Raw genomic sequence first — 20,750 nt, 5'->3', positions numbered from 1 at the left:
GGAAACCAACAGCCAGGTTTTTAACTCAGCCAATTAAGGAGATTATCAAATGAGCAAGTCAAGGAAGCTTTTGAGGAGCAAAACATTTTGGATTCTAGGCTTTCTCTTCCTTCTGGTCGCATCTACGATTTTTTTCCATTCTTATAAGACCCTTCCTAAGGGTTTATCATATGAAGGGAAGGTCCATCGAGTTGAAGATGTTCGATTTTTAACCGACCTGACCTACAAAGATCAATATGGCGACAAGAAATATGAGCAGCAAATTTTCAAGAGGGTATTGAAAAGAATAGAAGAGGCGGAGGATTTCATTGTTCTCGATATGTTCCTGTTCAATGGCTATTTCAAGAAAGATATGGGATATCCGGAAATAAGCAAGAATATCAGCGAGACATTGATAGCGCAAAAAAAGAAGCATAAGGATTTAAAGATTATTTTTATCACCGATGAGATCAACCTTACCTACGGGTCGCACAAATCGGGAGTCTTGCAGGATTTGAGGGACAATGGAATTGAAGTTATTTTCACCGACCTTGATCCGCTAAGAGACTCAAACCCGCTTTACACAGGGGTTTGGAGAGTTTTCTTCCAGTGGTTTGGACAGTCGGGAGAGGGATGGATTCCAAATCCGATGGCAAAAAACGCACCAGATGTGACTCTGCGATCCTATCTGGAACTGCTGAACCTGAAGGCAAATCACAGGAAAGTGTTTGTAACGGAAAAAACGGCCATTGTCGCTTCGGCAAACCCGCACGATGCGAGTGGATTCCATTCCAATATCGCCTTCGAGACCACAGGGAATGTCATCGCGGATATCCTAGAATCCGAACAGGCTGTATCCGATTTTTCCGGCGGCGGCAAGCTACCTGAATTCAAGCGCGTCAATGAATCTGGAAATATAAAGATCCAAGTTTTGACCGAAGGGAAAATTTTCAAGCACTTGATTGAAGAATTGAAGGAAACAGAAAAAGGGGAAGATGTCTGGATTGGCATGTTCTATTTGGCAGAAAGGAATGTCATAGATGAAATCGACAAAGCTGCGGACAGGGGAGCGAATGTCAATATCATCCTTGATCCAAATACGAATGCATTCGGGAATCAAAAAGCGGGGCTGCCAAATATTCCTGTGTCGGCAGAAATAAAGAAACTTGGAAATAAGAATATTGAAATAAAATGGTATAACACTAATGAGGAACAGTACCACACAAAGATGATTTATTTTGACAGGGGAGAGGAAGCCACGATCATTGGAGGCTCTGCGAATTTCACGAAACGAAACCTAGATGATTTCAATCTGGAAACAAACTTTAAAGTTGATGCTCCCTCCGATGCCCAGGTAGTCAAAGATGTCGATCGTTATTTTAGCCGGCTGTGGGAAAACAAGGACGGTGAGTTCACGATCGAATATGAAGAAAAGAATGATATCATGACGCCATTGAAATACATCATCTACTGGATCCAAAAGGTCCTTCGCTTTACCAGTTACTGATTCATCCAGCTTCCTGTAAAAAGGAAGCTTCATTTGTGTCACTGGAAGTATCAACATAAAAAAGTACTTTCCAATGAAAAAAACTTCTCTTTTCCTGGCTGTTTCAGTACGATAAATAATATTAAGGAAAAAATAAACAGATAACCTTGAAGGGTATGGGGAAATTCAACATGAAAACTAGTCTTTCTGCATTTCAATGGATGGCTTTCATGATTGCGGGTTCAATTGTTGCCCCGATTGCGATCGCTGATTTATATGGTCTAGGTCCTACTGAAACAACTGGCCTCGTTCAGAGGACAATGTTCGTCCTTGGTGTTTCCAGTTTACTGCAGGCGTTGATTGGCCATCGCATGCCCATCAACGAAGGACCAGCAGGATTGTGGTGGGGTGTTTTTGCCATTTATGCTGGTTTAAGCGCTTCTCTGTTCAGTTCGACAATGGAAACCTTGCAGGCTTTGGAAGGTGCGATGATCGCTAGCGGAATCGTCTTTTTTCTATTAAGTTTTTTTAAATGGATTGAAAAGCTTGCAAACCTTTTCACACCGATCGTCAGCGGGATATATTTGCTTTTGCTTGTCATCCAGCTAAGCGGTTCGTTTTTAAAAGGAATGATGGGCATCACAGGCAGTCAGCCCACTGTTGATCTTTCAATTGCGCTGTTCAGCTTTTTGCTTGTGGTCTTGACCTTTCATTTATCAAGACATCACATTAAGTGGATCAGCCAGTATTCCATCCTGATCAGCCTTGCTGCCGGCTGGGCAGCCTTCTCGTTTCTCGGATTGGGAGAAAGCCTCTCTATACCCGAACGTTCTTTCTTTAAGCTTCCTGAAATCCTTGCTTTTGGGAATCCGGAATTCAACTCAGGGTTAGTGGTAACAGCCGTTTTCATTACTTTTTTATTGATTACAAATATGCTCGCAAGCATAAAGGTAACGGAGCAAGTGTTAAAGCAGCATGGAGTGAGGACCAAGGACCTTCGGTATCGCGCCAGCGGCTTCACCTCAGGAATCAATCAGATTCTCGGCGGATTGTTTTCAGCCATCGGGTCCGTTCCGATTTCAGGCGCTGCCGGTTTCATTTCCACGACTGGAATTACAAAATTGTTTCCTTTCATCCTAAGTTCAGTATTCATCATCATAGCCAGCTTCCTTCCAGCTGTAATGGCGTTTTTTGCATCACTGCCAACACCTGTAGGCTACTCGGTCACCTTTGTTGTCTTTGCCAATATGATTGGCATTGCCCTCGAAGAAATGGACCGTGAACCTGACAAAAAGAGAACACGACTGGTCGCCGGAATATCGTTGATGGCCGGGACAGGTTCTATGTTCATTCCGGGGAATGCCTTCATTGGTGTTCATCCGGCACTTATTTCAATTCTTAACAACGGATTGATCCTAGGGACTTTGATTGCCGTCATCGCCGATCAATTGACTCTTGGAAATCAAAATAAAAAAAAGAGAATGCATTGAATTTACTTCATTTAGTTTTGAGCTATTTGATTTCGGGTATAGTGAGAAGTATTTTATTCTTTCCGAAAATGAAAAGCGATGTACTCTTGTTAAGCAGGTGAGGAAATGATTGTTTTTGAGAATGTATCAAAAATTTATGGTGATGGGCACAAAGCAGTCGAATCACTGAATCTGACTGTCCAACATGGCGAACTATTATCATTGATCGGGCCGAGCGGATGCGGCAAAACTACGACAATGAAAATGATCAATAAACTGATCGAACCCACTGAAGGAACAATCTTAGTCAATGGGGAAGACATCTCCGCCCTAGATGGCGTCAAGCTCAGGCGGAATATTGGTTACGTCATCCAGCAAATAGGTCTTCTGCCGCACATGACTGTGGGAGAAAATATCTCCCTGATCCCGAAACTGAAAGGCTGGCCAAAAGAGCAATCTGAAAAGAGAGTCGATGAAATGCTGGAGCTTGTCGCCCTCGAGCCAGCAATCTATAAAAACAAATTCCCTCTTGAACTTAGCGGGGGACAGCAGCAGCGTGTTGGCGTGGTCCGCGCGCTTGCAGCCGAGCCGCCGATCGTCCTGATGGATGAACCATTCAGTGCACTTGATCCAATCAGCAGGGAACAACTCCAGGATGAATTGAAAGTCCTCCAGCAACGAATCAAGAAAACGATCGTTTTTGTCACCCACGACATTGATGAAGCCATTAAAATTTCAGATCGGATTGCCATTATGAGGGATGGGAAGCTTATACAGGTAGGCACACCGGATGAAATACTCACAACTCCTGCTGATGATTTCGTAAGGGAATTTATCGGGGAGGACAGGTTAAAAGAGAGCAGTGCAGCCATAACAGCTGGTGAATTCCTCAAGCAAACTGGAAGCGATAAACCAGATAACCTATTAGGGGATACCTTGAGCGTAAAGGAGCATATGCCTTTGGATATTGCTGTTACACTTATGCTTGAAAATAACGCTTCCACCCTGACTGTCACGGATGAGGAAAATGTACCTATTGGCATGGTCACAACAAACCATCTGCTCCGCCATTACACGGTGCGGAAAAAGGAGGCGAACCATTAATGTTCGGTTTGTCGGTATTGATCCAAACTTTCTCATCCAGGTCTGAAGATATTTCCAAGGCAATCGGTGAGCATTTATTTCTTTCCTTGACGTCCATTCTTATCGCGATTGCGATATCAGTTCCGCTTGGTATTTTTATATCCCGTAAGCAGAAGCTCGCTGAATTTTTCATCGGTATCACTTCCGTCTTCCAGACAATCCCAAGTCTTGCCTTCTTTGGCTTTTTGATCCCAGTTTTCGGTACAGGGAGCATAACCGCCATAACCGCGTTGACGATTTATGCGCTTCTGCCCATCCTAAGGAATACATATACAGGAATCGTCAGCGTGGACTCGGCGGTAATTGAAGCCGGACGAGGAATGGGAATGACTGAAAAACAGATTTTGACAAAAATTGAACTGCCGCTGTCATTGCCGTTCGTAATGGCTGGAATCAGGACAGCTACAGTGCTGACAGTCGGGGTTGCCACACTGGCGACTTTTGTAGGTGCAGGAGGTTTAGGGGAAATCATTTACAGGGGCCTGTCCACATGGAATAACCAGCTAGTCATGGCCGGAGCCATTCCTGCTGCTGTGCTGGCCATTTTGTTTGATATGATCTTGAAAAAGATTGAAAAAAGTGCAACACCGAAGGGTTTGCGAAAAAACAGGGGGGAAGGAAAATGAAACTTCAAAAGCAATTTTTCATATTCATCGCACTTATACTTTTGGCAACAATCACAGCATGCAGCAATGGCAGCAAAGACAAAATAGTGATCTCAGGAAAGATGTGGACTGAACAATATATCCTTCCACATATTCTTTCAGAGTATATCCAAGCACATACAGATTATGAGGTGGAAGTAAAAGACGGGCTAGGAGAAGTTTCTATCCTCACCCCGGCCATTGAAAAAGGCGATATCGATATGTATGTGGAATATACAGGAACTGGTCTTGAAGCTGTGCTGAAAGAAAAAGCCAAGCCTGGAGAAACCGCTGACGAAATTTTCGAAAGGGTAAAAAAGGGATACAAGGACAAATATGATATTGTTTGGCTGAAGCCGCTTGGCTTTGAAAATACTTATACACTTGCCTATACAAAGGATAAAAACATCAAAGCAGAAAACTTTTCTGACCTTGTCCCTTATTCGAAGGATTTGAGCTTTGGGGCGCCGCATCAATTTTATGAGAGGGCTGATGGATATGACGCCCTGGTGAAAGCGTATGGATTCGAGTTCAAGAAAAGCGACAGTTTCGACCCGAATATCATGTATGAAGCTGTTAAGGATGGAAAGGTGGATGTCATCCCTGCATTCACAACCGATGGACGGATCGTCCGTTATGACCTAGCAAGCCTGAAGGATGATAAAAGTTTTTTCCCACCATATTACGCAGCCCCGATTGTCCGCCAGGATGTGCTTGACCAGTTCCCTGATCTGGAAAAAACACTGAATGGTCTCGCTGGAAAAATAAGCGAGGAGGAGATGTCAGAAATGAATGCAAAAGTCGATATCGATAAAGAGGAGCCGAAGAAGGTAGCAAGGGACTTTCTGATCAAAAAGGGACTGATCAAGGAATAAGTGAAGCAATTTTGTATGACTCCCCTGCAGAGTAAGCTACAATGGAGACAGATGGGTAATTTTTCATGGGAGTGATCTATATGGCAATAGTGAATCCAAGCCGCCAGGAAATCGGTGAGATTCTGAAAAAGGCAAAAAGAATAGCTGTCGTCGGATTGAGCGACAATCCGGAAAGAACATCCTACATGGTCTCTCAGGCACTGCAATCGGCCGGATATGACATCATTCCTGTCAATCCGAAAGCTGATGAGATACTCGGCGTAAAGGCTGTTAAATCCCTTAAGGAAATTGATGGCCATGTTGACATCGTCAACGTTTTCCGCCGGTCTGAATACTTGCCGGATATCGCCAGAGAGTTCGCGGAGATTGATGCAGATATTTTTTGGGCACAGCTTGGACTTGAAAACCAGGAAGCTTATGATTTCCTGAAAGAAAAAGGCTATACAGTCATCATGGACAGATGCATAAAGGTTGAACACGCTTTGACCAAGTGAATCAAAATGAGCGCGGGAACGATTCCCGCGCTTTTTTTTTTGGATATCCACCTTTTTAAACCTATCTAGTGTAGACGGGAATAAGAATGGTACCTTGATAAGCGGTTTGCCGGGACATCGTCGACAATGCATCTCGTCTATCGATGTCGAAAACAAATTTACCTTGAAATAGGGCAAACGCATAAAAGATGGTGGCCTGTTTCTGGCTTTTTTCGTAAGTTTGAATCATGAAAATCTTCTAGATAGCGTTTACACTGGATGTACGATACTTGAATGGGAGCGATTCGCATGGATATCCAAGTTAATGCTCTTGGCGCAATCATTGCCCTGGTGGTTGCTATTTTTCTTATATTGAAGAAAGTGTCGCCAGCCTATGGAATGATTGCTGGGGCACTGATCGGCGGCCTGGCAGGGGGAGCAGACCTTACAGGCACCGTCACTTTAATGATGGAAGGAGCCAAAAGCATCATCCCTGCTGTCATGAGGATTCTTGCAGCTGGTGTGCTTGCTGGTGTCCTGATTGAATCGGGAGCGGCGGCGGTCATCGCTGAAAAAATAGTGAAAAAAGTCGGAGAAACAAGGGCTTTACTTGCCCTAGCGATTGCGACGATGATTCTGACGACAGCAGGGGTTTTCATCGATGTTGCTGTCATTACTGTATCGCCAATCGCATTGGCGATTGCAAGTAAAGCAGGAATTTCGAAAACCGCTATATTGCTGGCAATGATTGGAGGAGGGAAAACCGGAAACATTATGTCGCCAAATCCTAACGCGATTGCTGCTGCAGACGCTTTCCAGATCCCATTGACCTCTGTAATGGCAGCAGGGATGATTCCGGCTATTTTCGGACTTTCCGTTACATATTTCCTTGCAAGAACCCTGGTGCAAAAAGGTGTGAAAGTTACCGCCGAAGAGAGCGAAACAGCTGTGAGCGGCCAGGCCCCATCTATCCTCCCCGCTCTTGTCGCCCCTCTGGTGACCATTATTTTACTTGCCCTTCGGCCATTGTTCGATATCAGCATCGATCCGATGGTCGCTCTTCCTGCAGGAGGTATTGCTGGAGCGCTGGCAATGGGCAGCATCAGGCACATCAACGAATATGCCATCTCTGGCTTAGGAAAAATGTCGGGTGTAGCAATTATGCTCCTTGGTACAGGGACGCTAGCTGGAATCATCGCAAATTCGGGATTGAAGGATGTCATCATCAAAAGTCTTGAAGCACTCGGTCTTCCAGCTTTCGTATTGGCACCGGCATCAGGCATTTTCATGTCAGCAGCCACAGCTTCAACAACCGCCGGCACTGCAGTTGCTTCACAGGTGTTCGGCAGTACGATTTTGGAAATGGGTGTGTCTGCGTTCGCAGGAGCCGCTATGGTCCATGCTGGCGCGACTGTCCTCGATCACTTGCCCCACGGCAGCTTCTTCCACGCTACTGGCGGAAGCGTCAATATGGAAATCAAGGAACGGCTGAAGCTTATTCCTTATGAAACAACTGTAGGCATAACACTGGCAATCGTCTCAACATTGCTCTTTGGAATCTTCAAATTCTTTTGATAGAAAGGAGAGCTTGAAATGAAAATTGTTATTGCCCCTGATTCTTTCAAAGAAAGCCTGACTGCCCTTCAGGCGGCCAATGCTATTGAAAAGGGTATAAGAAACACCATTCCGGATGCTGCCATTTTTAAAATCCCTATGGCTGACGGAGGCGAAGGGACTGTGCAGTCATTGGTCGACGCTACAGGCGGGACCCTCATCCCCGTGACTGTAACCGGCCCGCTTGGCCACCCTGTGGAGGCTTTCTTCGGGCTGTCAGGGGACCAACAAACTGCAGTGATTGAGATGGCTGCCGCTTCAGGTCTACACCTCGTCACAGCAGAAAAAAGAAATCCGTTGATTACGACGACACGGGGAACTGGAGAACTGATTGCTGCCGCGCTTGATTACGGTGTCAGGCACATGATCATAGGAATAGGCGGAAGTGCAACAAATGATGGCGGTTCAGGGATGGCTATGGCACTTGGGGCGAGGCTGATTGACAAGAATGGGAATGAAATCGGAGAGGGAGGCGGCCAGTTAGACAGATTAGCGAAAATCGATGTGAGCGGACTGGACCATCGGCTGGCTGAAATCAAAATTGAAGTCGCATGTGATGTCGACAATCCGCTTACAGGGCCAAGAGGAGCTTCAGCCATCTTTGGGCCGCAAAAAGGAGCGACCACTGAGTCAATAAAACAATTGGATCAAAATCTGCTTCATTTTTCAAAAATCATCTTGAGAGACCTTGCAAAGGATATCGAGAATATAGCAGGGGCAGGTGCCGCTGGGGGGCTTGGAGCAGGCTTGATGGCTTTCCTGTCGGCAGAATTGAAAACGGGTGTAGATATTGTCATTTCGGCGACAAATCTTGAAGAGCAATTAAAGGATGCCGATATTGTCATTACAGGAGAAGGAAAAATCGACGGACAGACAATTTTTGGTAAGACACCCATCGGCGTTGCTAAGGCAGCAAAACGGCACGGAGCTTTCGTTATTGCCATCGCTGGCAATGTTGCTGCTGACAGCAATGTTGTCCATGATCATGGCATCGATGCAGTATTCAGCATCCTCCCAGGAATTGTAACTTCTGAAGAGGCTTTTGCGAGGGCCGGGGAGTTCATCGAACGCCTATCACGGAATATTGCCGAATTAATTAAATTCGGGCTAAGTTGATTTGAAAAAAGCCGCATTTGCCACGACAGCATGCGGCTTTTTTCAAACTGTTCTTTGAGAAATTGCGGATGATGTTTAAAATTTGAACAGGAAGAAGGAAAGGAATCAAGAAAAAACCACCCCAATGGGTGATTAGTGTCATATATTCATTGAAAAAAAAACCTATCCATAGTAAAATGATAGATGCTCGATTTTTTATAATCATAAATATGTACAGAAAAACCTATATTAACATTATCACACGGAAATGTAAAAGTCAAGAAAAACATATTATCTCTGACCGGGAGTGATTTCATGAACGAAATACAGCAGAAAAACTTAAAGCTGGAACAAGCACGGGTCGATTCAGTCATTCGCGAAGTTGATAAAAAAGCTGATAAGTGGAAAAAATCCTCCAGCAAGGTAGGTTCGGATGCACTTAAGATCAGAAAGACATTCTGGGAGGATGTAACCATCAATTTCGATGAAGCTGATGATGCCGCTGAAACATTTACAAGCATAAAACAGCAAGCAGCCCTTCTTTCCGAGCGGGAACGCTCCCAGTCACAAATGATCAAACAATTGAAGACTTTATCAAAACTCCGGTTCTCCCCTTATTTCGGGCGAATTGACTTTGTTGAGGACGGGGAAAGAACTACAGAACAAATTTATCTTGGCATTTCCTCACTGATGGATGAAAAGGAAGAGAACTTCCTGGTTTATGATTGGAGGGCGCCAATTTCAGGATTATATTATGATTATTCTCCAGGTCCTGCACAATATAAAACCACCGCTGAAACAATCACTGGGAATATGGAGTTAAAGCGCCAGTTTGTCATTCGTGCCGGAAAAATAAAAGCGATGTTTGATACTGGCGTGACCATCGGTGACGAAATGCTCCAGGAAGTGCTGGGAAACAATGCAGATACGCAAATGAAGGCCATCGTCGCCACGATCCAAAGGGAACAGAACCAGATTATCCGCAATGATACGAGCGACCTTCTCGTCGTCCAGGGCGTAGCAGGAAGCGGAAAAACTTCCGCTGCTATGCAAAGGGTCGCCTATTTGCTTTATCACTACCGGAACATCATCAAATCAGAAAACATCATGCTATTCTCGCCAAACCCTTTGTTCAACAGCTATGTAGCTACGGTACTTCCCGAACTGGGGGAGGAAAACATGCAGCAGGCCACTTTCCAGGAATACCTTGAAACAAGGTTTGGCCCTCGATATCAAGTAGAGAGCCCATTTGAACAGATGGAGTATCTATTGGAGGCAGAAAAAGATGTCAATTTACTTCAAAGGAAGGAAGCCATTCGATTCAAATCGAGCCTTGATTTCAAAAGTTTGATTGACAGCTTTTCGAATAAAATCTCATCCGGAGGCCTTTTGTTCAAAAACATAGTGTTCAGAAAGCGGGTCATCGTTTCAAAAGAGAATATCAATGATTATTACAGTTCATTGGATCCGAACATTTCGATGCCAAACAGGATCCAGCTCGTGAAGGAATGGCTTCTTAAAGAACTGAAGAAGATCGCAAGGAATGAGCAATCAAGCGAATGGGTTGAGAAGGAAGTGCAATACCTTGAAAAAGAGGATTATTTAGAGGCCTACAAGCATAGCCAGAATAAACAAAACAACGCTGATGAAACATTCAACGACTTTGAAAGAGAACAGAAGTGGCTGGCAAAAATGATTGTAAACAAGCACTTCAAACGTCTTTTCATTAGAGTAAATAAACTTGAATTTATTGATATCAAAAACATCTATATCAACTTTTTCATGGAAGAACAGGAACAGGCAAACCTTCCTGAGTATTGGGAGATTGAAAAAGAAAGGACAATCAAGAAATTGAAGGCGAACTACATTGCGCATGAGGATGCGACACCGTTCCTCTATCTTCAGGACTTGATTGAAGGCAGGAAATCCAATCCTTCCATTCGCCATGTATTCATCGATGAAGCTCAGGATTATACTCCGTTTCAGTTTGCTTTTATCAAAATGATGTTCCCATACAGCAAGATGACATTGCTTGGCGATCTCAACCAGGCTATTTATTCAGGACCTACGTCAGCGCCCTCTGCCCTTACAGAAGCTGAATTGGATTTTGGCAAGAGGGAGATCATTAACCTCACAAAGACATACCGGTCTACGAGACAGATTGTTGAGTTCACCTGTCAGCTCATTGATGACGGCAATCTGATTGAGCCCTTTAATAGGAATGGCCCCCAACCCGTCATTGTTCAATTGGAAACAGCAAAAGCAATATTAGAGAAAACAAACGATTTAATCGAAAGACTCCGATCAGCTGGACATAAAAATATTGCAGTGATCACGAAAACAGCTAAAGAAAGCAAAGCGGCTTTTGTCTCACTGAAGAATTTCCATGATGCAAGACTGATTGAAAAAAGCACATTGATTTTCGAAAGCGGTATTAATATCGTGCCTGCCTATCTTGCAAAAGGAATTGAATTCGATGCTGTGATCATTTATGATGCAAGCCAATATACAAAGGCTGAGGAGAGGAAGTTATTTTATACAGCCTGCACACGCGCCATGCATGAATTGGTGATCGTTTCTCCTGGAAAGGGAAGTCCTTTGCTTGAAGGAGTATCAAAAGACACATTCATCATTGAGTGAAAGTAAGAGCTCACCTTTTAGGATGAGCTCTTTTTGATTATGGAAGCAGCCAGAATAGACCGCCTGGCTTTTTCATTTTTTGGCTGGTTTCCTGCTGTGCATGCTGAAGAGCGGAATTGACATCGATCAACCCATTTCCATAGTCTGTATCTTTGCCCTGTGCCCCGAGATCGACAGCTGTAGTCTGTATGATATCCATGATTTGCTTATTAGATAAATCAGGATTTGCCGATTTTAGCAATGCCGCTAATCCTGCTACATGTGGCGCCGCCATGGAGGTGCCCGAAAGCGCTGCATATTCCCCCTTGAAATAGGTACTCGGAATATAGACACCAGGAGCAGATATATCGATATAGTCTCCAAAGTTGGAGAAGCTGGCTCTTTTTCCATCATAGTCAACGGCTGCAACACTCAACACTTCAGGATAGGAAGAAGGAAATGTGGGCTGGTCCGATCCGTCATTGCCTGCTGCCGAAACCATGACGACATCCTTTTCGTAGGCATATTTAACCGCCTCTTCAAGTACCCTGGAGGGCTGGTAATTTCCAAGGCTCATGTTAATGATATCAGCGCCGTGGTCGACTGCCCAGATGATGCCTTTAGCAATGTCGAATGTCGTGCCGTAGCCTTCCGCACCCATCGCCTTTACTGGCATGATTTTATTGAACCAAGTCATTCCTGCTCCGCCTTCATGATTATTCGTTTCAGAAGCTATGATTCCTGCCACATGCGTACCATGGCCGTTATCATCATTTGGCCCGGCAGCTTCATCAAGGACATTGATTCCTTTCATGATCCTGTTTTTCAAGTCAGGATGCTCTAGGTCTACACCCGTATCGATTACTGCAATCGTGACATCCTCAACTCCGCGGGTGATTTTCCAACCTTGCTCTGTACCAATCAGAGGCAGGTTCCATTGGTAATTTTCCAAGTATAGGACGTCATTCGGCACATTCAGCTCATTTTGGATTAAAATATAATTTGGCTCGGCGTATTCAATATTTGTCCTCTGGTTGAAATATTTTAGCATATCAGGTGTTTCCATTGCTTCTGAGTGGAAAATATAAATGGAGTTCAGCTTTTTGATGACTCTCCCTTTAATATCGCGCATGATTTGGTCCAATTCTTCAGCTTCGGGCTCCCTTATGAAATCGACTGCAGCTTCATGGTGGTGGTAATGGCTTGTATCTCTTTTGTTATGGCGGATCAGCGTGATTTCCTGCTGTGTATCCAGCTGATTTTTGATTCCTTTGCCATTTTGGATGTTGTTGATCCTGACCATTTGCGCTTTTTGGGCAGAGTGATCAAAGACAACACCATTTTTTGACTTCACAGCGGATATCCTGTCGTTCTCCTGCCGACTCTCCTGATTCCCGATTCCATTAGCTGCTAGCGTCAGCAACAGCAACAACGAAGCCACAGTGACCAAGACCTTGGTTTTATCCATCTTTCATGCTCCTTCATCGAAAGTATTCATTGTTAATAGATTGGATTCAGAATCGTAAATTTAATGGCGGTAATCAATGGAATCTCCCTCTAAACGGGAGTGGATTTATGACAAAATTCCAATTAAATCTAGAAATCAGTTTGCGAAATCCTAATTAATCGCTACAATTAAGCATAGACGCCAATCTTATGGTAAAATAAAAAGGAACAAGTGTTCTCAATCTAGGTGGATCCTTTCCATGTGCGAATGAGAAACCGTGATGAATTCATTGACACTAAAAAAAGACAGTCAATGTTTTTTGCAAGATATGAAAGGGGTATGTTTGTGGCAACAAATCAGCAAGCTTTTGATTATAACGATGATGCCATACAGGTACTGGAAGGCCTGGAGGCTGTCCGGAAAAGGCCGGGAATGTACATTGGAAGTACAGACACACGGGGCCTTCATCACCTCGTCTATGAAATTGTCGATAACTCGGTTGATGAGGCGCTCGGCGGCTACGGAGACCAGATCATTGTAAAAATCCACAAGGATAACTCAATCAGCGTCCAGGATAAAGGGCGGGGAATGCCAACTGGCATGCATAAACTCGGAAAGCCGACTCCGGAAGTCATCCTGACTGTCCTCCACGCAGGGGGCAAATTTGGACAGGGCGGCTATAAGACAAGCGGTGGCTTGCATGGGGTCGGTGCCTCGGTCGTGAACGCCCTATCCGAATGGCTTGTGGTCACCATCAAACGAGATGGATTCATCTATGAGCAGAGGTTCGAAAATGGCGGCAAGCCTGTTACAACACTCGAGAAAATCGGAAAAACGAACCAAACAGGAACGACAATCCATTTTAAGCCGGATCCCCAAATTTTTTCGACATTGACTTACAATTTTGATACTCTATCCGAACGCCTGCGCGAATCAGCATTTTTGCTGAAAGGGTTAAAAATTGAAATCATCGATGAACGCCATGGCGCAAAAGAGGTGTTTCACTATGAAACAGGTGTCGAGGCATTCGTCGAATATTTGAACGAAGAAAAAGATGTACTGCATCCTGTTGTCAGCATTGAAGGAATCTTTAGCCGCATCGAAGTGGATTTCGCTTTCCAATTTAACGACGGTTATTCAGAAAATGTCCTTTCCTTCGTCAACAATGTCCGGACAAAGGATGGGGGTACCCATGAAGCCGGGGCGAAAACAGCGATGACGAGGGTTTTCAATGAGTACGCGCGGAAAGTTGGACTTCTTAAGGATAAAGACAAAAACCTTGAAGGTGCCGACATTCGTGAAGGCCTTGCCGGCATCGTTTCGGTCCGGATTCCTGAGGAGCTCCTTCAGTTTGAAGGGCAGACTAAAGGGAAGCTAGGCACAAGCGAAGCTCGCTCTGCAGTAGATGCCGTCGTATCGGAACATCTCTCCTACTTTCTTGAAGAGAACCCGGATATCAGTACGCTGCTGATCCGGAAATCCGTCAAAGCATTTCAGGCACGCGAAGCGGCCAGGAAAGCAAGAGAGGACGCAAGAAGCGGTAAGAAGAAAAAACGTTCGGATGCGATGCTTTCGGGCAAGCTGACACCTGCACAGTCCAAAAACCCTGCAAAAAATGAATTGTATCTGGTTGAGGGTGACTCTGCGGGCGGCTCCGCCAAGCAGGGCAGGGACAGGAAATTCCAGGCCGTGCTTCCGCTCCGCGGTAAAGTCATCAATACGGAAAAGGCGAAGCTTCAGGATATTTTCAAGAACGAAGAAATCAACACGATTATCCACGCGATTGGCGCCGGGGTCGGATCTGATTTCAACATTGATGATATCAACTACGACAAAGTCATCATCATGACGGATGCTGATACGGATGGCGCCCATATTCAGGTTCTGCTGCTGACCTTCTTTTACCGCTACATGAAGCCGCTTGTCGAGGCGGGAAAAGTGTTCATCGCACTGCCACCGCTTTATAAAGTGAGCAAAGGAACCGGCCGGAAAGAAGTGATTGAATACGCATGGAGCGACGAGGAACTTCAGGGAGCTATCAAAAAAGTCGGGAAAGGCTATATCATCCAGCGCTACAAGGGTCTCGGTGAAATGAATGCCGACCAGCTTTGGGAAACGACAATGGATCCTGAGACCCGCACATTGATCAGGGTGCGTATCGATGATGCCGCAAGGGCCGAACGAAGAGTCACGACGCTGATGGGTGATAAAGTCGAGCCGCGGCGCAAATGGATCGAATCCAATGTCGCATTTGGCCTTGAAGAAGATGGAAATATATTGGAAAATGAAAATATTTCAGTAACAGAGGAGGTTGCCAGCGAATGAGCACAGTAGAAAAGTTTCGCGACCTTCCGTTAGAAGACGTATTAGGTGACCGATTTGGCCGCTACAGTAAATATATCATCCAGGAGCGTGCGCTTCCCGATGCAAGGGATGGACTGAAGCCGGTTCAACGAAGAATTTTATATGCCATGCATGTAGAAGGCAATACAAGCGAAAAAGGCTTCAGAAAATCAGCCAAGACTGTCGGGAACGTTATCGGGAATTATCACCCTCATGGCGACACTTCAGTATATGAAGCAATGGTTCGCATGAGCCAGGACTGGAAAGTAAGGAACTATCTGGTAGAAATGCACGGGAATAACGGAAGCATCGATGGCGACCCTCCGGCAGCCATGCGTTACACAGAGGCAAGGCTGTCAGCGATTGCCGGAGAATTGCTAAGAGACATAGAAAAACGGACGGTCGAGTTCATACCGAATTTTGACGACACTTCAAGTGAACCAACTGTCCTGCCTGCAAGATTCCCGAACCTGCTGGTGAATGGCTCTACAGGAATATCCGCAGGCTATGCGACTGATATCCCTCCCCACAATTTAGCCGAAGTCATCGATGGGGCTATCATGCGCATCGACAATCCAGCCTGCACAGTTGAAGACTTGATGAAGGTGATCAAAGGCCCCGACTTCCCGACTGGAGGAATCATCCAGGGTGTAGACGGGATTTTGAAAGCCTACAAGACTGGAAAAGGAAAGATTATCATCCGCGGGAAAGCGGAGATTGAGGAGATCCGCGGGGGCAGACAGCAAATAGCTATCACGGAGATTCCTTATGAAGTCAATAAAGCGAATCTCGTCAAACGTATGGATGAATTCCGGATCGATCGCAAAGTGGAAGGCATTTCAGAAGTACGGGATGAAACAGATCGCACAGGTCTGCGGATAGTCATCGAGCTGAAAAAAGAAGCCGATGCGAATGGTGTCCTGAACTATCTTTATAAAAACAGTGACCTGCAAGTTACCTATAATTTCAATATGGTAGCGATCAATAAGAAAACACCTGTATTGATGGGTCTTGCAGAGCTTCTTGATTCTTATATCGCCCACCAGAAAGATGTTGTCACGAAACGTTCCCGATACGACCTCCAAAAAGCGAGGGAAAGGCAGCATATCGTAGAAGGTTTGATGAGGGCCCTTTCCATCCTTGATGAAGTCATTGCTGCTATTCGGGCTTCCAAGGATAAACGGGACGCGAAAGATAATTTGATCAAGAAATTCAAATTTACCGAAATCCAAGCTGAAGCAATCGTTTCCTTGCAGCTATATCGTCTTACAAATACAGATATCACGGCATTGAAAGCCGAGGCAGAGGAATTATCAAAAAAGGTAGAGGAACTGACAGCAATCTTAAGCAGTGAAAAAAAGCTTTTATCTGTCATCAAGAAAGAACTGAAGGATATTAAAAAACGATTCGCGGATGACCGGAGAACCGTCATTGAAGCAGAAATCGAGGAAATCAAAATCAATCTCGAAGTGCTGATCGCAAGCGAGGATGTCATCGTTACAGTTACAAAAGGCGGGTACGTGAAACGGACAAGCCAGCGTTCATTCGCAGCCTCAAACGGACAGGACTTCGCCATGAAAGATACAGATAGGCTCATGTCGCAACTCAGCATGAATACGAAGGATGTCCTCCTCCTGTTCACAAGCAAAGGCAACTATCTGTACCTGCCTGTCCACGAGCTTCCGGATATCCGCTGGAAAGACCTCGGACAGCACGTGGCTAACATTGTACCAATCGACAGGGATGAAGAAATCATCAAGGCGGTGCCGATTACTAATTTCGAGCAAGAATTATACCTTCTGTTCATCACCAAGAACGGAATGGTCAAGAAATCGGAATTGAAACTTTATAAAGCCCAGCGTTATTCCAAACCGCTTTCTGCCATCAACCTAAAAGGTGATGACATTGTAGTCGATGTCCACCTTACAGATGGCACAAATGATCTTTTCCTTTCCTCCCATCTTGGTTACGCCCTATGGTTCAGTGAAGAAGAAATCAGCCCAATCGGGATCAGAGCTGCCGGGGTGAAAGGGATGAATCTGAAAGAAGGGGATTTTGTCGTAGGCGGGAAGGTGATCGAGCAAGGTAGCGACCCATTGATTTTCATTGCCACACAGCGGGGTGCCATCAAGAAAATGAAACTCTCAGAATTTGAAAAGTCTACCCGGGCCAAGCGTGGCGTGGTCATGTTAAGGGAGCTGAAATCCAATCCCCACAGGATAGTGGGAGTTGAAGCAGTTAATAACCTTGATGAAGTATTCATCCAGACAAAGAAACAGCAGGTTGTTTCCGTTAAAGTGTCTCAGCTTCGATACAATGATCGTTATTCAAACGGTTCTTTCCTTGTGGACGAAAGCGAGACAGGAAAAATCTCGGAAGTGTGGAAAAGCGAGCAAGCAATGGAAACACCGGAATGATTTGACAAAAAAACACGGGTCCACCTGTGTTTTTTTGTTTTCGGATAGGGTAAATGAATAGATAGCTTTCCTCTTCATTTCCTGTCAGGGAATTTCCAGGTAGAGGCTGCCCGCGAACGTATATATTTACAACAAGAGAAGGAGTTTTTTATGCAGACATTTTTGGATACTTTCAATAACATCATTACAGTATTAAATGACTTCGTCTGGACTTATATTTTAATAGCAGTCCTGATTGTACTTGGTACATACTTTTCCTTAAGGACAAGATTTGTCCAGTTCCGATATTTCGGTGAAATGATCCGGATCCTGGGAGATAAAGCAACTGTTTCGGCAGAAGGGAAACGCGGAATTTCTTCATTCCAGGCTTTTACCGTAAGCCTTGCTTCCCGTGTAGGCACCGGCAACCTTGCTGGTGTTGCCACCGCCATTGCATCCGGAGGGCCTGGGGCAGTTTTTTGGATGTGGCTTATTGGCTTCATCGGCGCGGCGTCAAGCTTCATCGAAAGCACGCTGGCCCAAATTTACAAGATTAAAGATAAGGATGAATTCCGCGGTGGTCCAGCCTATTATATGGAACGCGGCCTGAACAAGCGGTGGATGGGCATTTTGTTTGCGGTCATCATTACTTTCTGTTTCGGGCTGGTTTTCAACTCTGTCCAATCAAATACGATATCAATTGCCTTCAATGAAGCGTTTGGCATGGATCGATTCTGGATTGGCATCATACTCGCCGCCATGACTGCTGTCATTATTTTTGGAGGAATCAAAAGGATTGCCCATGTTTCTCAAATCATCGTACCAATCATGGCAATCCTCTACCTGATCCTTGCCCTCGTCATCGTTTTTCTGAATATCAGCGAAATTCCTGAAATGATCACTTTGATTATAAAGAACGCCTTCGGGTTTCAGGAAGTGGCAGGCGGCGGGATGGGTGCGGCTGTCATGATGGGGATTAAACGAGGTTTATTCTCGAACGAAGCAGGAATGGGAAGCGCACCAAATGCCGCAGCAACTGCGGCGGTATCACACCCTGTCAAACAAGGGTTGATCCAGACACTTGGGGTTTTCACGGATACAATTTTGATTTGTTCGGCAACTGCCTTTATCATTATCCTGTCCGGCACTTATACCGATCCGAACCTGGACGGCATACAGCTGACGCAAATGGCGCTACAGGAGCACGTAGGTGCATGGGCGCCGACGTTTATTGGCGGAGCGATTTTCCTGTTTGCTTTCACTTCGATTATAGGCAATTACTATTACGGAGAGACGAACATCGAGTTCATTAGAGAAAGTCCGATAACCATCTTTATTTACAGGATAGCCGTTCTTGGAATGGTTTTATTTGGATCACTTGTCGATTTGGCAGTAGTTTGGAACCTTGCTGATTTGTTCATGGGCATCATGGCTTTGATCAACCTTGCAGCAATCGCTATGCTAGGAAGGATTGCCATGGCTGCGCTGAAGGATTATCGCAGCCAGCGAAGGGAAGGGAAGGATCCTGTTTTCTATTCCGATTCAATTCCTGGACTTACGGGTATTGAATCGTGGGAATCAAGGAAAGAAGCAGAACAGCAAAATAAGCTTTGATAAAAAACCCTCTGAGATTTCTTAGAGGGTTTTTTATGCATCATTTTTCCATATTTGGACATGTTATCAATACAAAGAATGAGGAGGATGCAGATGAAAGGGGAAATCTTGCTAACATTTACTGCTTTCTTTTTTATGTCACTTACTGCGTTGACTGGCGCCTATGCGGATGAATCGAACCGCAGCCCCTCCGCTATTATTTCAGAGAAAAGAGTCGATGTTACCGGGGACAGGAAAAAGGATACCGTGTATTTAAAAGCTAATCATTTAAAAGAAGGCGTCCCTTTTTCAAAGTCGATTTCGATTGAAGTAAAGTCTCAAAATGGACAAACCAATAAAATCGAACTGGAAGGTGGTTATGAGCCGGAAGCAGACTATCAGGATTTGAACCGTGACGGAGTCAAAGATATTTTCGTCAGTATTCTCACTGGTGAAAGCGGAGGATTATCCAATTTCCACCTCTATACATTGAAGAATTCCAATGTAGTGGACTTGCCTGTGCCAGAACCACTGTCCATCAGCAGCCAATTCCTTGACGGCTATAGGGCATCCATCTCAATAGAGGAAACTGGCCAGTCTTACACATTTAACTTGAGCGAAAGGAAAATGGATTACGACCATCTTGGTCTTTACCAGGACGGCAATTTGAATGAGCCGACAGAACTGATTATCCAGCCATATGCTGCATTAAAGCCAATTAAAATAAAAGGCAAAGGATTGGGTTTGACTGGCAGCCAACGGGTCAGCGGAGTATTTAATGCAGACGGAATAGCTTTAGTTGAATCCACATGGATTTATGAAAATAGCAAGTGGACCCTGGTGAATACGAAGGTGAAGAGCCTCAAGTTACACGGAAAATAGGCATTTGTAACGGATCAGGCATCAATTGCATAGGCTATCCTAAGCATAAGGATTCTTTTTTACCGGAAGGAGCCTTCTTATATGAATAAATTCAAACCTGAAAAACTGGCAGTCAAACTCATACCTCCAGCAACTCCATTCGAGCCCGTGGATCGGAGGAAATACACCCTGACTCATTCCGACCAGACCGGCGAACTATTTTTAAGCATCGGTGCAGCATTTGATGATAATGCCATCAACTTTTTAATTCGGGATGAAGTGCTGGCAGAGTGGACGACTAGGGAAGGGGAGTACTTGCTGTATGGAAAGGCGCACATCAGTAATGGAGAATATGACCTTAATATGTCAAAAATTAGGCATTTGATTTTCAAAAAGGAAATGGACCTGGCGCTGACAGCTTTGATTTATGGGGATAAAAGTCTGTTCACCAATTACCCGTGGCTGCTTGATGCACCAATTTATATACAGTTCCAATCAGTTTTTCCAGAATTCAATGAAACTATATATTACGGAACGCCAAGAAACTACTTGAATATAGCAACGAAAACGGTCCAAACACAGGGATAACCTGTGTTTTTTATTTAGAACAAAATATTTCAAAAAATAAATTGCACGTCAGGCACGGGACTTCAGAGAAGGAAGTGAACATAATCTTATTATGTAAACCTAAAAACCAAAAATTTGTAATCAAG

At 44.7% G+C, this 20,750-nt stretch carries 15 protein-coding genes; 14 read left to right on the top strand and 1 reads right to left on the bottom strand.

The features are described 5' to 3' along the window. The first annotated feature begins 49 nt into the window (after window positions 1-49). The 9 genes from JJQ88_RS14970 (at window position 50) to helD (ending at window position 11,418) form a co-directional block, all read left to right on the top strand. Entirely contained in the window at window positions 50-1,486 is a 1,437-nt protein-coding gene (locus JJQ88_RS14970; protein ID WP_210366853.1) for a phospholipase D family protein, read from the top strand. Between the two features lie 170 nt (window positions 1,487-1,656). Further along, window positions 1,657-2,955: a purine/pyrimidine permease gene (locus JJQ88_RS14965; protein WP_210366852.1), complete on the top strand. Its 1,299-nt coding sequence runs from the start codon at window positions 1,657-1,659 to the stop codon at window positions 2,953-2,955. Between the two features lie 105 nt (window positions 2,956-3,060). Continuing rightward, a complete protein-coding gene (locus tag JJQ88_RS14960) occupies window positions 3,061-4,038 on the top strand; it encodes an ABC transporter ATP-binding protein (protein ID WP_210366851.1) in 978 nt (325 codons plus the stop codon). Beyond that, entirely contained in the window at window positions 4,038-4,703 is a 666-nt protein-coding gene (locus JJQ88_RS14955) for an ABC transporter permease (protein ID WP_210366850.1), read from the top strand. Before JJQ88_RS14960 ends, JJQ88_RS14955 begins: the two co-directional genes overlap by 1 nt. Continuing rightward, window positions 4,700-5,596: a glycine betaine ABC transporter substrate-binding protein gene (locus JJQ88_RS14950; RefSeq protein WP_210366849.1), complete on the top strand. Its 897-nt coding sequence runs from the start codon at window positions 4,700-4,702 to the stop codon at window positions 5,594-5,596. The genes JJQ88_RS14955 and JJQ88_RS14950 overlap by 4 nt, the downstream gene beginning before the upstream one ends. 80 nt (window positions 5,597-5,676) lie before the next feature. After that, entirely contained in the window at window positions 5,677-6,090 is a 414-nt protein-coding gene (locus tag JJQ88_RS14945; RefSeq protein WP_210366848.1) for a CoA-binding protein, read from the top strand. A 288-nt stretch (window positions 6,091-6,378) separates the two neighbouring features. Next, complete coding sequence (locus tag JJQ88_RS14940; protein WP_210366847.1) at window positions 6,379-7,644, top strand: GntP family permease; 1,266 nt, start codon at window positions 6,379-6,381, stop codon at window positions 7,642-7,644. Window positions 7,645-7,662: 18 nt separating this feature from the next. Continuing rightward, on the top strand, window positions 7,663-8,799 hold the full coding sequence (locus JJQ88_RS14935; protein ID WP_210366846.1) for a glycerate kinase: 1,137 nt from the start codon (window positions 7,663-7,665) through the stop codon (window positions 8,797-8,799). Between the two features lie 294 nt (window positions 8,800-9,093). Beyond that, on the top strand, window positions 9,094-11,418 hold the full coding sequence (gene helD / locus JJQ88_RS14930) for an RNA polymerase recycling motor HelD (protein ID WP_210366845.1): 2,325 nt from the start codon (window positions 9,094-9,096) through the stop codon (window positions 11,416-11,418). A gap of 37 nt (window positions 11,419-11,455) precedes the next feature. Here helD and JJQ88_RS14925 read toward each other — a convergent pair whose 3' ends face one another. Further along, a complete protein-coding gene (locus tag JJQ88_RS14925) occupies window positions 11,456-12,865 on the bottom strand; it encodes a S8 family peptidase (RefSeq protein WP_210366844.1) in 1,410 nt (469 codons plus the stop codon). A gap of 318 nt (window positions 12,866-13,183) precedes the next feature. On the opposite strand from JJQ88_RS14925, the gene parE reads away from it, so the two are divergent. The 5 genes from parE (at window position 13,184) to JJQ88_RS14900 (ending at window position 20,625) form a co-directional block, all read left to right on the top strand. Further along, a complete protein-coding gene (parE, locus tag JJQ88_RS14920; protein WP_210366843.1) occupies window positions 13,184-15,169 on the top strand; it encodes a DNA topoisomerase IV subunit B in 1,986 nt (661 codons plus the stop codon). Continuing rightward, window positions 15,166-17,604, top strand: a complete 2,439-nt coding sequence (gene parC, locus JJQ88_RS14915) for a DNA topoisomerase IV subunit A (protein WP_210366842.1) — start codon at window positions 15,166-15,168, stop codon at window positions 17,602-17,604. The genes parE and parC overlap by 4 nt, the downstream gene beginning before the upstream one ends. Window positions 17,605-17,754: 150 nt before the next feature. Further along, on the top strand, window positions 17,755-19,197 hold the full coding sequence (locus tag JJQ88_RS14910; protein WP_210366841.1) for an alanine/glycine:cation symporter family protein: 1,443 nt from the start codon (window positions 17,755-17,757) through the stop codon (window positions 19,195-19,197). Window positions 19,198-19,290: 93 nt separating this feature from the next. Further along, window positions 19,291-20,058, top strand: a complete 768-nt coding sequence (locus JJQ88_RS14905) for a hypothetical protein (RefSeq protein WP_210366840.1) — start codon at window positions 19,291-19,293, stop codon at window positions 20,056-20,058. 81 nt (window positions 20,059-20,139) lie between these two features. After that, window positions 20,140-20,625: a staygreen family protein gene (locus tag JJQ88_RS14900; protein WP_210366839.1), complete on the top strand. Its 486-nt coding sequence runs from the start codon at window positions 20,140-20,142 to the stop codon at window positions 20,623-20,625. The last annotated feature ends 125 nt before the right edge of the window (window positions 20,626-20,750 follow it).

The sequence above is a fragment of the Bacillus sp. REN3 genome (genome assembly GCF_017912555.1).
Classification (GTDB): domain Bacteria; phylum Bacillota; class Bacilli; order Bacillales; family Cytobacillaceae; genus Mesobacillus.
The sequence above is the reverse complement of the archived record's forward strand: the minus strand, read 5'-3'. Positions and strand labels throughout refer to the sequence as shown.

Coding starts and splice junctions, on each gene's coding strand:
- JJQ88_RS14970 (WP_210366853.1), top strand. CDS start 50: ATGAGCAAGTCAAGGAAGCTTTTGAGGAGCAAAACATTTTGGATTCTA.
- JJQ88_RS14965 (WP_210366852.1), top strand. CDS start 1,657: ATGAAAACTAGTCTTTCTGCATTTCAATGGATGGCTTTCATGATTGCG.
- JJQ88_RS14960 (WP_210366851.1), top strand. CDS start 3,061: ATGATTGTTTTTGAGAATGTATCAAAAATTTATGGTGATGGGCACAAA.
- JJQ88_RS14955 (WP_210366850.1), top strand. CDS start 4,038: ATGTTCGGTTTGTCGGTATTGATCCAAACTTTCTCATCCAGGTCTGAA.
- JJQ88_RS14950 (WP_210366849.1), top strand. CDS start 4,700: ATGAAACTTCAAAAGCAATTTTTCATATTCATCGCACTTATACTTTTG.
- JJQ88_RS14945 (WP_210366848.1), top strand. CDS start 5,677: ATGGCAATAGTGAATCCAAGCCGCCAGGAAATCGGTGAGATTCTGAAA.
- JJQ88_RS14940 (WP_210366847.1), top strand. CDS start 6,379: ATGGATATCCAAGTTAATGCTCTTGGCGCAATCATTGCCCTGGTGGTT.
- JJQ88_RS14935 (WP_210366846.1), top strand. CDS start 7,663: ATGAAAATTGTTATTGCCCCTGATTCTTTCAAAGAAAGCCTGACTGCC.
- helD (WP_210366845.1), top strand. CDS start 9,094: ATGAACGAAATACAGCAGAAAAACTTAAAGCTGGAACAAGCACGGGTC.
- JJQ88_RS14925 (WP_210366844.1), bottom strand. CDS start 12,865: ATGGATAAAACCAAGGTCTTGGTCACTGTGGCTTCGTTGTTGCTGTTG.
- parE (WP_210366843.1), top strand. CDS start 13,184: ATGTTTGTGGCAACAAATCAGCAAGCTTTTGATTATAACGATGATGCC.
- parC (WP_210366842.1), top strand. CDS start 15,166: ATGAGCACAGTAGAAAAGTTTCGCGACCTTCCGTTAGAAGACGTATTA.
- JJQ88_RS14910 (WP_210366841.1), top strand. CDS start 17,755: ATGCAGACATTTTTGGATACTTTCAATAACATCATTACAGTATTAAAT.
- JJQ88_RS14905 (WP_210366840.1), top strand. CDS start 19,291: ATGAAAGGGGAAATCTTGCTAACATTTACTGCTTTCTTTTTTATGTCA.
- JJQ88_RS14900 (WP_210366839.1), top strand. CDS start 20,140: ATGAATAAATTCAAACCTGAAAAACTGGCAGTCAAACTCATACCTCCA.